This window comes from Kribbella sp. NPDC020701 (genome assembly GCF_055562215.1).
The window spans coordinates 114029-126780 of record NZ_JBVHFT010000013.1 but is presented as its reverse complement, the minus strand read 5'-3'; the positions used below and the strand labels follow the sequence as shown (position 1 = coordinate 126780).

Below are 12752 nucleotides of genomic sequence, written 5' to 3'. Positions count from 1 at the left end.
GAATCTGTCAATCGCAGACGTATACGTCCTGTCGATCTGCACGTCGTCAACCGGCGAGGCGCTGAGCCAGCGCGGCGCGAACTGTGGCGACGACCCAGGCCGGGTCACCGATCACCTGCTCGTAGGTGAACCGGAGGACGAGCCAGCCGGCCGCCACCAGTTCGTCATACCGGTGGCAGTCGGCGGCGAAGTCCCGCCGGGATCCGTGGAACTCGTAACCATCCGCCTCGACCGCCAGCCGGGCCTGCCGATGTCCCAGGTCGACCCGCGCCCGGAACCACCCATTGGACACCAACACCTGCGGCTCGAAGCCATCGATGCCCTCGCTGATGAGAAGAGCCCGCAGCATGGACTCCAGGAAACTGCCGGAGTGATGGGTTGCGGCTGCCGCCATCCGGCGAGCATTCGGGCAGCCCGACCCGCGCATCGCAACGGTGGCGGTAAGGAGTTCCTCCTGGGTCAGGCGTCCGCTGGCGAGAGCTGCGTCCGCGACGGCGAGCGCTTCGGCGAACGGAAGCATGCGAGCGCAGTCCACAACCGTCCGCAGGGCTGAGGTGACCCGGTTCCGGCGTTCGTCGGCAGTGGTTCCAGCCCAGTGCAAGACCGCAGGGGGACCCGAACGTGGGCGGCGCTTGGGCGGAAGAGTGACATGCGGCTTCTCGGGCATCACCAGCAGCGGAAGCTTCAGCGCCGCCGCTGCACTCACGTGCGAGAGCACCCCGTCGTAGGCGAGCGCGGCCGCCGTATCAGCCGGCAGACCCGGCACTGCGTAGACCCCTTGGGCGATCCGCTGCACCTCACCGCGCTCGAGTGCCACCACCACAGCCCGACGCGATGTCCACGCCACTAACTCGGAATAGGTGGCCCAGCCACCCTGGCGGGCAAGGACATCTCGGACCGATTCCATCCAGAGATGGTGCCCGAATTCGCTCGACTCGCGGCTTGGCTTATCCACAGGGGACAGCTCGACAGGATCTATCTGCGTCTGACCGCCGGGCCTACGCTCGCACGACCGACAACAGCCTCCTAAGTGGAGGCATACGTCCTGTCGAACTGCACAGGCTATTCGCCTAGGCGGGTGTGGATGCCGTTGAAGTGTTTCTTCATCGAACGGGCGAAGGAGTCGGGGTCGCCGGATCCTAGGGCTACCAGGAGGTCGCGGTGCCAGGCGGCGGCGTCGGCGGGTGAGTAGCGGGCGCCGGGGAGGCGGGCGTCTACCTGGGAGAACGTGCGCCAGAAGACTGACAGCAGGTCGATCACCAGGGCGTTGCCCAGCGGCTCGTAGAGCGCCTGGTGGAAGGCCCAGTCCTCGTCGGGGAAGTACTCGCCGGCGGCCGCCTTGGCTTCCATCCGTTCGACGATCGGCTCGAGGTCGGCATTCCCGTGGGACGTGAAATACGCGACAACGTCGTCCGCCAGGCCGACTTCGATGGCCTGGCGGACCTCCAGGACGTTCTGTACGTCGCGGAGATCGCCGGCCATCGACTGCGACATCCGGAAGGCGAGACCGTCTTCCAGTGACTGCAGGGAGACCTCGCCGACGTACGTCCCGTACCCGTGCCGGATCTCGATGATGCCGACCGCCTGCAGCGCCTTCATCGCCTCCCGCAGCGGGTGCCGCCCGACCCCGAGCTGAGCCATCAGCTCCTGCTCGTTGGGCAGCGGGTCACCCGCCTTCAGCCCACGCTCCAGGATGTACGACTTCATCTGGTCGCGGATGAAGGACTGATTCCCCGCCGCACCACGTGCCCGGCCGAGCCCACCCGTTGTCACGCCGGTCCCTCCTTTGGAATAGGACCCGTCAGTGTAATCCGGCGCGGTCCAGCAAGGGGCGGATCGCGGCGATCTCCGTGTCGTTCAAGGGAATGCAGGGGTACGCCGTGACCGGGCAGTCGATCACGCCGAGCAGGTACAGCCCCGCCTTGAACGCACCCAAGGCCGCCGACGAAGCGCCCATCCGCGAACGGTCCGCCACGTTGATGATCTCGAACAACCGGAACAGCCGGTCCTGCTCCGCCCGGGCCGCCGCCGCGTCACCCGCCGACGCCGCGTCGAACAACCGCACGTACCCGGCCGGATCCACATTCCCCAACCCCGGTACGACGCCATCCACACCAAAAGCCAGCGCGGAGTCGACGGTCACCTCGGATCCGGTCATGATCGCGAACCCGTCCAATCCCGCATCCCTGCGCGAGAGGACCAACTGACGCAGCGATGTCTCCTGCCCACTGGAGTCCTTCACGCCGGCGATCACGCCCTGCTGCCCGAGCGAGATCATCAGCGACGCCGGCAGCTTGGTCCCCGCCCGCGACGGAATGTCATAGGCATAGAGCGGCGTATCCCCGGACAGTGAAGCCAGCCGGGTGAAGTGCCGCTCGATCTCCGCCGGATGCGTAGCGGCATAGAACGGCGCCGTCGCGACCAGACCGTCGACACCGGCCTTCAGTGCGGCCGACACGTGCGCACTGACGCGGGAGGTCGACGTGTCGATGACACCGGCCAGCACGGGCACCTGCCCCGACACCTCCGCCACGGTCGTCTCCAGCACGACCTGCCGCTGTTCGTCGGTCAGGAACGTGCCTTCGCCGGAGGTGCCGAGCACGAACACCCCGTCCACACCCCCGGTCAACTGGTACTGGATCAACCGGGCCAGCGAGGCGGTGTCGACGTCGTACTCGGGGGTGAGCGGGGTGACCAGCGGCGGTACGACGCCGGTCAACTGGGCGGGGTCGGTCAAGGGGTCTCCCAACGTCAAAGGGCGAATGTGGCGAAGCGCAAGGTCGCGAACGAGGACGTCTCACCGGCCTCGTAGAAGATGCCGACCGAGCCGTCAGGCAGCAGCACCAGATCGGAGTACCCGGCCATTCCCGGGTGCACGACCAGGGCCGGCTTCCACGAGACACCGGCATCCGAGCTGACGAAGACGGTCAGTTCCCGGCGGCTCGTCGGGTTCACCGGAGTCGACAGCAGCAGCCGGCCGTCGGGCAGGGTGAGCACACTCCCCTGGATCCCCGGCGCGGTGATCTCAGGAATCCCGGCGTACGGCGCATCGAGCGTCAGACCGCCATCGGACGACCACGCGTGCACCCGCGCCGGGCCGGTGCCCTGGTGGTTGCGGGCGTTGAAGTACACCCGCCCATCAGGCAACTCGGCCACAGCCGTCTCGTTCGCGTTGATCTCGGCGCCGTCGTTGCGATCGACGAAGCCGACCGACCACGTGACACCGCCGTCGTCGCTGACGATGCAGTGCCCGCCGTTCAGCCGGATCAGGTCATCCACAGGTCCCGACGGCACGAACGAGTGGTTCGCCGGTACGACGATTCGCCCACTGGCCAACGCGATCCCGTGACACGGCCCGGTCGCATACCAACCCCAGTCGGACGGCTTGACCTGCGCGGTGATCTCCGCCGTCGGGCTCCAGGTCGCGCCGTCGTCGGCGGACCGCTGCACGAACACGCGCCGGCCGGACTCCGGATCGGTGCCGCGGGCAAGCGACATCTCCACCGCGTGCGCGCCGTTCTGCACGGTCACCAGCACGATGTCGCCGCTCACCGGGTCGATCACCGGCACCGGGTTGCCACACGTCTTGCCCGGCTCGGCCGACACCACCTGCAGCGGCAGCCAGGTCCGTCCACCGTCGAGCGAGCGCCGCAGCACGACCTCGATCTCGCCGGCGTCGCCGGACCCGTGCAGCCGTCCCTCGCAGAAGGCGAGCACCAACTCGCCGCGCGCCAGCACGGACGGGATGCGGAACGTGTGGTAGCCGCTGCCGGCCGGATCGAACACCGGTCCGGCGATTTCCACGGCGCCGACTCTTGAAGACATAGGACGTACTATGTCATGGTGTGGCCCCCCGATGGAAGTGAGGCCTCATGCCAGTCAGCAGAAGAACATTCCTCGGCGGCGGCCTGGCGGCCGCCGCTGTCGCGGTCACGGGTACGCCGCTGCTGGCGGGGTGTGCTTCGGACAAGAAGACCGCGGCCGCGGCGAACGCGGCCGTGAAGCTGCCGACGTACACGAAGTACGGCCAGATCAAGCCGGACCTGCCCGGCACCGGCGTGGTGCTGGACGGATTCCTCAAGTACCCGGCCAACCCGGTGAAGGCGATCACCGACGTGCCCGGCGACGGCCAGCCGATCACGTTCCTGACCAACATCCCCGGCGCGATCCCGCCGGCCGTGGACAAGAACCAGTTCTGGCAGGCGCTGAACCAGCGGCTCGGCTCCGAGCTGCAGATCAGCATGGCGTCGAACGACGAGTACAAGGACAAGTTCGCCACCCGGATCGCGGGCGGCGACCTGCCGGACATCCTGAACATCCCGACCGACACCGCGCAGATCCCGGGCCTGGTGAAGGCCAAGTGCATGGATCTGAGCGAACACCTGTCCGGGGACGCGGTGAGCAAGTACCCGTTCCTGGCCAACATCCCGGCCGAGTACTGGAAGGGTTGCGTCTTCAACGGCGCGATCTACGGCGTGCCGGTGCCGCGCGGGATGTCGCGGACCTCGCTGGCGCTGTACCGCGAGGACCTGCTGGCGGCCAAGGGGATCAAGAACCCGGCGCCGAAGAACTTCGAGGAGTTCTTCGACCTGGCCAAGGAAATGACCGCGGCCAAGCAGAACAAGTGGGCCTGGACCCGGGTGCCGACGTCGTCCATCCGGCAGATGCTCGGCCTGCCGAACGTCTGGAAGGAAGAGGGCGGCAAGTTCTCCTCGGTCTACGAGCACGAGGCGAACGCCGACGCGCTCGAGGCGGCCCGCAAGATGGTCGCCGCCGGCGTGATCAACCCGGACGCGTTCAACGACAAGGCCAGCGCCCGCAAGCAGTGGTTCAACGGCGGTATCGCGGCGTTCGACTACGACAGTTTCGTTGCCTGGAACCAGTACTACTCCGACAACACCGCCGGTGACGCGTTCGCGGTGAACATGCTCGACGTACCGGGCTTCGACGGCGGCGAGGGCAAGCCCTGGATGGGCTCGGCGCTCAACAACGTGACCGCGTTCAGCAAGGACAGCAAGCACTCGGCCGAGACGCTGCTGAAGATCGCCAACTGGATGGCTGCGCCGTTCGGCACCGAGGAGTACATGTTCCGCAAGTACGGCGTGACCGGCCGGCACTACACCCTGCAGGGCACGGATCCGGTGCCGACCAAGGTCGGCCTGGTGGAGACCGGCATCGGTCTGCAGTACATCAGCGACAGCACGCTGGCGCTGTACTGGGCCGGCAAGCCCGACGTACCGCAGAAGCAGCACGCGATCCAGGAGAAGGTCGCCGACCGGCTCGTCTACGACGCGTCGTACGGCCTGTACTCCGACACCCTGTCGAAGAAGCAGGCGCAGCTCACCAAGACGATGAACGACCTGGAGAGCCAGATCGTGCAGGGCAAGAAGCCGGTCTCGGACTGGGCCGCGGGCGTGCAGACCTGGAAGTCGTCGGGCGGCGACGATCCGCACCGAGCTCGAGCAGGCTCTCACGGCCACGGCAGGGAAGTAGATGCTGCAACGAACCAAGACGCGGCCGCAGCAGCAACTGAGCCTGGGGCGGCGCCTGCTCCGGGACCGGGTGCTGCTGCTGTTCGCGCTGCCCGGGACCGCGCTGATCATCGCGTTCCACTACGTACCGTTGCTCGGCAACGTGATCGCGTTCAAGGACTACCAGCCGTTCCTCGGGATCGGCGGCAGCGACTGGTCCGGCTGGGCGAACTTCAGCGTGATCTTCAACGGCGACCCGACGTTCCTGCGGGCGTTGAAGAACACGCTGATCCTGACTAGCCTGCAGTCGGTCTTCGTGTTCCCGGCGCCGATCCTGCTCGCGCTGCTGCTGAACTCACTGTTCTCCGAGCGCATCAAGCGGATCGCGCAGAGCATCCTCTACCTGCCGCACTTCATGTCCTGGGTGATCGTGGTCGCGCTGTTCCAGCAGATGCTCGGCGGCAGCGGGTTGCTGAACAACTACCTGCGGTCGCACGACCTGGCCACGATCAACATCATCGGGAACTCCGAGCTGTTCCACGTCCTGCTGACCTCGCAGATCATCTGGAAGGACACCGGCTGGGCGACGATCCTGTTCCTGGCCGCGCTGTCCCAGATCGACTCGCAGTTGTACGAGGCGGCGAGTGTGGACGGCGCGAGCCGGATGAAGCAGCTCTGGCACGTCACGCTGCCAGGGTTGCGCGGGATCATCATCCTGCTGTTCATCCTGCGGCTCGGCGACTCGCTGACCGTCGGCTTCGAGCAGATCATCCTGCAGCAGCAAGCCGTCGGCCGGGATGTCAGTGAAGTGCTGGACACCTACGTCTACAACAACGGCGTACTCGGCGGCGCCTGGGGCGTGGCGGCCGCGGTCGGCCTGGTGAAGGGCATCGTCGGCGTCATCCTCGTCCTCACCGCGAACAAGGTCGCCCACATCTTCGGGGAGCAAGGGGTGTACAACCGATGACACAGGCAGTCGTGTCCCGGCGGGTCGCGCCCCGCCGGATCGTGCAGGGCGTGCCGATGCCGTCCTGGCCGATGCGGATCTTCAAGGGACTGGTCCTGCTGGTGTTCTGCGCGGTGGTGATCATTCCGTTCGTCGGCGTGATCTCGACCAGCGTCGCGCCGAACAAGCAGATCAACGAGTCCGGCGGGCTGGTGCTGTTCCCGAAGTCGGTCAACTTCGCCGCGTACGAGTCGCTGTTCGCCGGCGGGGTGGTGACGCAGGCGCTCTTCGTCAGCATCTTCGTCACGGTCATCGGCACGCTGCTCAGCCTGACCGTGTCGTGCTTGCTCGCCTACGCGTTGTCCCGGCCGGGGTTCGCGGCCGGGCGGCCGATCCTGCTGGTGATCCTGTTCAGCATGCTGTTCTCCCCCGGCATCATCCCGACGTACCTGACGGTCAAGGGTGTCGGGCTGCTGGACAGCATCTGGGCCCTGATCGTGCCGACGATGGTGAGCGCGTTCAACGTGGTGGTGCTGCGGGCGTTCTTCATGAACCTGCCGAACGAGATCACCGAGAGCGCCCGGATCGACGGCGCGGGTGAGCTGAAGACGTTCTGCTACATCGTGCTGCCGCTGTCCAAGGCAGTGCTCTCGGTGATCGGCCTGTTCTACGCGGTCGCGTACTGGAACGCGTTCTTCTCCGCGCTGCTGTATCTCAACGACTCCAAGCTGTGGCCGTTGCAACTGGTGCTGCGCACGTACGTCATCAACGACACTCAACTCGGCAGCGCGGAGCTCGGCACCGAACTGCTGCCACCGCAGGCGTCGATCCAGATGGCGATCCTGGTCGTCTCGATCGTGCCGATCCTGCTGGTGTACCCGTTCCTCCAGCGCCACTTCGCCAAAGGCGTGCTGACCGGCGCCGTCAAGGGCTGATCGCAGCGGCGTGACGGTCGCGTCACGACCCGTGGTCCCCGAGCGTGACCAGGGGTTGCCCAGGGCAACGCCAGGGTTGCGCCTGGGCAAATCCTGAGGGTACGGCAGGTACCGTCGAGCAGTATGGGGATAGAGGCGCTGGAGCGGGTGGGGCAGGGTGGGACAGAGCAAGGGCAGCGGGGGGCGCAGACCTTCTGGCGGGTGGTCCGGGAAGCAGTCCTGTTGGCCACCCTCTTCCTGGTCTACAGCGCGGGCCGGCAGATCGCCGCACGACATACCGGTTCCGCGTTCGACCACGCACATGACGTCCTGGCCATCCAGAACTGGCTCCACCTGCCGAACGAAGCCGCGATCCAGCACTGGGCACTGAAGTTCCCGCATCTGATCGAGAGCGCGAACCTGTACTACGCCAGCGTGCACGCTCCACTCACGGCGGCGGTGCTGCTCTGGCTGAGCATCTGGCGACCGAAGGCGTACCCGCACGTTCGGTGGACGATGGTGTCGGTGACCGGACTGGCTCTGGTCGGACACATCGCGTTCCCGCTGGCCCCGCCGCGGATGATGCCCGGGTTCGTCGACACCGGCCTGCGGTTCGGCCAGTCGGTCTATGGTCCGGACCACTCCGGCGGGCCGGTGAACCAGTTCGCCGCGATGCCCAGCCTGCACGTCGGCTGGGCGTCGCTGATCGCGCTCTCGATGATCCTGATCACCCGCTCGAAGTGGCGCTGGCTGTGGCTGCTGCACCCGATCATCACCTTCGCCGTGGTCGTGGTGACCGCGAACCACTACTGGCTGGACGGCATCGTCGTACTGATCCTGCTGGTGGTCAGCCTGCCGCTGCTGCTGCGTCCCGGGTTGCACGACGACCGGCCGCAGACCCGTAATTCGGTTCCCCCACGGCGGGTGCTCAAGTAACGTGGCGAGGCTCCCCTGACCCTCCCGGAGGTTCCCGCATGCCCCCCGATACGTCCGACACCCTCCAGGCCGAGAAGGACTACCTGAAGAGCTCGCGGGCCGCGCTCGCGGTGATGCGGGAGAAGACCGGCGCGCTAGAGGTGCACAGCGCGGACCGGGTCAACCAGGAGTATCTGCAGGCCGCGATCTGGCGGCGGATGAAGGAGCTCGAGGACGACCCGGACGTGCCGCTGTTCTTCGGCCGGCTGGACTACCTCGAGCCGACCGACGAGACGTTCCACATCGGCCGCCGGCACGTGAACGACGAGCTCGGCGAGCCGCTGGTGGTGGACTGGCGAGCAGACATCTCGGTGCCGTTCTACCGGGCCAGCCGGACCGAACCGATGGGTGTCGGCGTACGGCGACGGTTCGGCTTCACGCATGGCGACATGACGGCCTTCGAGGACGAGGACCTGACCTCGAGCGCCCCGGCCGACGAGCACAGCGACATCCTGGACGCGGAGATCGAGCGACCCCGTTCCGGCCCGATGCGCGACATCGTGGCGACCATCCAGCCGGAGCAGGACGTGATCGTCCGGGCCGGTGTCGACGACACCATCTGCGTGCAGGGAGCACCGGGGACCGGGAAGACCGCGGTGGGTCTGCACAGAGCGGCGTACCTGCTCTATGCGTACCGCGACCAGCTCAGCCGGGCCGGAGTGCTCGTGGTCGGGCCGAACGCGAGCTTCCTGCGCTACATCGGCGACGTACTGCCCGCACTGGGTGAGATCGAGGCGAAGCAGACGACGGTCGAGGAGCTCGTCGCCCGGGTGAAGGTCGCGGGTCCGGGTCCCGCGGCAGTCGACGTACTCAAGGGCGATGCGCGGCTGGCCGAGGTGCTGCACCGGGCGGTGTGGTCGCAGGTGCAGCTGCCGAAGGAGGCACTGGTGGTGCCGCGCGGCGCACACCGCTGGCGGGTGGCGGCGTACCAGGCGGAGGAGCTTGTCAACGAGCTTCGGACCCGCGGAGTCAGGTACGGCGCCGGCCGGGCGATGCTGCCGCAGCGACTGGCCCACGCCGTCCTCCTGCGCATGGAGGCGGCCGGAGACTCCCCGGACGACCGGGTGCAGGACTCGGTCGCACGGAGCCGGCCGGTCAAGCAGTACGCCGAAGCACTCTGGCCGGCTGTCGACCCGGCGAAGCTGCTCTTCCGGCTCTTCACCGACCCGGAGCTCCTGGCCGAGCACGCCGACGGGATCCTGACGCCTGACGAGCAGGCGATGCTCATCTGGGAGAAGGCGCCCCGCTCGGCCGGTGCGGCGAAGTGGTCCGTAGCGGATGCCACTCTGATCGACGAGATCGCCGATCTGGTCGACCGTACGCCGTCACTCGGTCACGTGGTGCTGGACGAGGCACAGGACCTGTCGGCCATGCAGCTGCGAGCAGTCGGGCGACGCTGCTCGACCGGCTCGATGACTGTACTCGGCGACATCGCCCAGGGCACCACTCCGTGGGCCACACCGTCGTGGGACGAAGCGCTGAAGCACCTCGGCAAGACCGGCGCCCACACCGAAGAGCTGACCGCCGGTTTCCGCGTCCCCGGCCAGGTAATCGAGTACGCCGCCCGTCTGCTGCCCACGATCGCTCCACACCTCACCCCGCCCACCGCGGTACGGCGGGCGCGCGGTGAGCTCGCCATTACCCGGGTGCCCGACAGCCTGGCCGCCGCGGTGACGACCGTCGACGAGGTGTCGGTGCGCCTCGGCTCGATCGGCCTGATCGTCCCGGACGCCATCGTGACCGCGACCCGGAAGGCCTTGCAAGACAAGGGAATCGCGTTCTCCGTGCTGGGCGACGAGGACGACGTCGACGCGCACCTGGACGTCGTGCCCGCTTCACTCGCGAAAGGCCTCGAGTTCGACCACGTCGTCCTCGTGGAGCCGGCCGGGATCGTGGCCGGCGAGGCCGACGAACGAACCGGCCTGCGCCGCCTCTACGTCTGCCTCACCCGCGCCGTCACCTCGCTGGCCGTCCTGCACAGCGAGGACCTGCCCCTGGTATTAGCTGTGCACATTTAGAAGCCGCGCGAGCCGCCTGACCGGCGCGACGAGCGCCGGGACGAACCGCCACCGCTCGAGCGCGTGCGGGACGACCAAGAGCGCCTGGAACTGCCGCTCGACCAGCCGCTGCCGCTGTCCGAGCCGTTGCCGGAGGACGCCGACCAACTGCTCACCGACGACCCGACGTCGGAGCTCCAGCGGCTGAAGCGTGCCCCCGGGCGGCGCGAGCGCCAGCGGGCCCGCATCCGGTCACTGGTCCGCCGGGCGTCGTCGTCCGGGAACCACCAGCGCCGCCCGTCGCCCTGCGACCAGTAGCCGTCGATGTAGGCGGAGACGTCCTCGCCGACCTCCCAGTACGGCCGGAAGTTGTCGCTCCACTTCTCGACCATCCGGACCTGCGGCTCCTCCCCGGCCACCGCCCGCTGCTTGCAGGCTGCGCACACGCTGACCACGCGGACGCTGCCCCGCTCCGGCTGCCACTCGACGGCGTCCGTACTGGGTCCATGGCGGGGGTCGAAGAAGCAGGGCGCCGTCGGCTCCGGGATCGGCTTGCCGGCCCGCACTGCGTCGAGGCACACCAGCCCGTACCGAGCCGAGCCGAGCAGCGTCGTCACCGCCTCGACGTCCGCGTCGCCCTTGGCCGCATCGAGTCTGTGGCGCGCCTTCTCGACGGTGTCGAGCACGTCCTTGGACAGCTTGGATTGCTGAGGGTCGGACGTCGTAGGCAGCGCTGAGACCTGCTGCGACAGCGCGATGATCTCCTCGTTCAGCAGCGGCCGCGTGACGTCCAGGTGCTCCTTCTCGTCCTTCCGTCGAGCCCGCCGAGCACCTAGCGCGGTCAGGCCGTACCAGAGTCCGATCACACCGGCCACACCACCGGCGTACGGCGCAGCGTCGACGTAGAAAGGCTTGTCGACCTGCTGTGCCCGCTGGATGAACCTGACCAGCATGTCCTCGTAGTCCGGCGCACAGCAGTCCACTGCCTGGTCTACTGCGTCACCCACGTGGTACGTCGGCCCGCGGTCTGCCCGTTGGACCGCATGGAACCCGCGTCCGTCGGACTCCGAGTCCGCATCGACCAGTACGGCGTACACGCCCTCGACGCCGACGCGGTCGTAGAGCTGGTCCGCGATCTCCTCGCCCTCCCAGGCCAGGTTCACGTAGTAGTTGCTGTCCGAGGTGTTGATCTTGGCCGCGGGGATGACAGCGATCCGGATCGGTGCCGCGGCACTCTTCGCCGCGGCGTCGAGCTCGGCGGTCTCGGCCGGTGTCAGCTCCTTGACGTCCGGATCGACCCAGACGCCGGGATCACCGAGGTTGCCGGCCACGGTGTTCATATAGACGTCGGGGTCTGTCGCCGCGTGCGCCGGTAGCGCAGGCAGTACCCAGACCGCGACCAGCGCGAACGCGCCGAGCAGGCGTTTCATCGAGCTCCTCCCGAGAGCCGATCGCGGCAGGCACTGCAGACCGGGACTTCCCTGGCCTTCCCACCGGGTGGCGTGTACATCCAGTCCGTCACGGACGTGCCGTGAGCGGGGTCGAAGAAGCACGCGGCACGTCGGGCCGGTGCGGGTGTTCCGGCGACCTTTGCCTGTGCGCAGGCCAGTCGCCAGCGTCCGTACTCGACGGTTGCGCGCACCTCGCGCAGGGTGTCGTCGTCCGGTTCGCCGTCGACGATGCGCCCCGCATCGGCGTACGCATCGATCGCCGCCTGCACGTCCGTAGCGTTATCCACGCCGTCCAGACGCACGTCGGCCGCATCCAGTTCCTCACCGAACCGGGTGACGTCCTCGCGCGCCAGCGCTTGCCGTTCCTCGAGCGAGTCCCCTTCGTCCGGCAGAACTTCGTACGACGGCCGGTAGAGCGCGGGGCCTTCTTTCTTGCGTGATATCGATCGCAAGGAACGGGCGAGGAAGAGAGCGGCCACCAGCAGCACCAGGACCCCCAGCACCGGCCAAAGCCAGCCTGGTCCCGACGACGTCGTGGGTACGTCGAGTTGGTCCAGCACCCCGTTGAGCGTGCCGACCGGGTCGGAGCGGCTGTGCTTGTCCAGCTCGTCGGTGAGGATGTCCGCGATCGGGGTGTCGACACCGACCGCGCTCCCCCAGGTGATCGCCCCGCCGAACACCACCAGGTAGATCCCGTCGGCCTGCTGCGCGTCCACGAGCTTGTCCACGTACGCGCGAGCGGCCGCGCTGTTGTCGCCACTTCCGTCGTTGAGGGTCGCCGCGGGTACGACCGCGATCCGGATAGCCGGATCGCGGTCGCTGACCCGCTCGGCCAGCTGGTCGGCGTCCTTGTCCGGGACCAGCGAGCGCTGCGACGGGTCGACGTACACCGGTGAGGTCTTCCAGCCATCCACGACGGACGCCGGATCCGGACCGAGAGCGGCCGCCGTGGGCGCGAGTACAGACGCGACGGCGAGGACCCCAGCAAGCAGACGCAT

The 12752-nt window shown here is 67.8% G+C and carries 11 protein-coding genes; 5 read left to right on the top strand and 6 right to left on the bottom strand.

The window, feature by feature from the left end:
* Positions 1 to 46: 46 nt before the first annotated feature.
* From ACZ3HV_RS28875 to ACZ3HV_RS28860, 4 genes are all read right to left on the bottom strand, one after another.
* Entirely contained in the window at positions 47 to 907 is an 861-nt protein-coding gene (locus ACZ3HV_RS28875) for a DUF559 domain-containing protein (RefSeq protein ID WP_465688567.1), read from the bottom strand.
* A 155-nt stretch (positions 908 to 1062) separates the two neighbouring features.
* The gene (locus tag ACZ3HV_RS28870; RefSeq protein WP_360374564.1) at positions 1063 to 1773 is read right to left on the bottom strand and encodes a FadR/GntR family transcriptional regulator; all 711 of its coding nucleotides are present in this window, start codon (positions 1771 to 1773) and stop codon (positions 1063 to 1065) included.
* 28 nt (positions 1774 to 1801) lie between these two features.
* Entirely contained in the window at positions 1802 to 2737 is a 936-nt protein-coding gene (locus tag ACZ3HV_RS28865) for a dihydrodipicolinate synthase family protein (RefSeq protein ID WP_465688565.1), read from the bottom strand.
* A gap of 14 nt (positions 2738 to 2751) precedes the next feature.
* Positions 2752 to 3825 (bottom strand): sialidase family protein, encoded by a 1074-nt coding sequence (locus tag ACZ3HV_RS28860; RefSeq protein WP_465688563.1) that lies wholly within the window; start codon positions 3823 to 3825, stop codon positions 2752 to 2754.
* A 47-nt stretch (positions 3826 to 3872) separates the two neighbouring features.
* Between ACZ3HV_RS28860 and ACZ3HV_RS28855 the strand changes: the two genes are divergently transcribed.
* The 5 genes from ACZ3HV_RS28855 to ACZ3HV_RS28835 all read left to right on the top strand — a co-directional run bounded on the left by ACZ3HV_RS28855 (position 3873) and on the right by ACZ3HV_RS28835 (position 10324).
* Entirely contained in the window at positions 3873 to 5771 is a 1899-nt protein-coding gene (locus ACZ3HV_RS28855; protein WP_465688561.1) for a type 2 periplasmic-binding domain-containing protein, read from the top strand.
* Entirely contained in the window at positions 5671 to 6438 is a 768-nt protein-coding gene (locus ACZ3HV_RS28850; RefSeq protein WP_465688815.1) for an ABC transporter permease subunit, read from the top strand. The genes ACZ3HV_RS28855 and ACZ3HV_RS28850 overlap by 101 nt, the downstream gene beginning before the upstream one ends.
* Positions 6435 to 7352 (top strand): carbohydrate ABC transporter permease, encoded by a 918-nt coding sequence (locus tag ACZ3HV_RS28845; RefSeq protein ID WP_465688559.1) that lies wholly within the window; start codon positions 6435 to 6437, stop codon positions 7350 to 7352. Before ACZ3HV_RS28850 ends, ACZ3HV_RS28845 begins: the two co-directional genes overlap by 4 nt.
* 123 nt (positions 7353 to 7475) lie before the next feature.
* A complete protein-coding gene (locus tag ACZ3HV_RS28840) occupies positions 7476 to 8267 on the top strand; it encodes a phosphatase PAP2 family protein (RefSeq protein WP_465688557.1) in 792 nt (263 codons plus the stop codon).
* 38 nt (positions 8268 to 8305) lie between these two features.
* Positions 8306 to 10324 (top strand): HelD family protein, encoded by a 2019-nt coding sequence (locus ACZ3HV_RS28835; RefSeq protein WP_465688555.1) that lies wholly within the window; start codon positions 8306 to 8308, stop codon positions 10322 to 10324.
* Here the strand turns inward: ACZ3HV_RS28835 and ACZ3HV_RS28830 are convergent.
* Positions 10321 to 11733, bottom strand: a complete 1413-nt coding sequence (locus tag ACZ3HV_RS28830; protein WP_465688553.1) for a hypothetical protein — start codon at positions 11731 to 11733, stop codon at positions 10321 to 10323. The genes ACZ3HV_RS28835 and ACZ3HV_RS28830 overlap by 4 nt on opposite strands.
* Positions 11730 to 12752, bottom strand: a complete 1023-nt coding sequence (locus tag ACZ3HV_RS28825) for a hypothetical protein (RefSeq protein WP_465688551.1) — start codon at positions 12750 to 12752, stop codon at positions 11730 to 11732. Before ACZ3HV_RS28825 ends, ACZ3HV_RS28830 begins: the two co-directional genes overlap by 4 nt.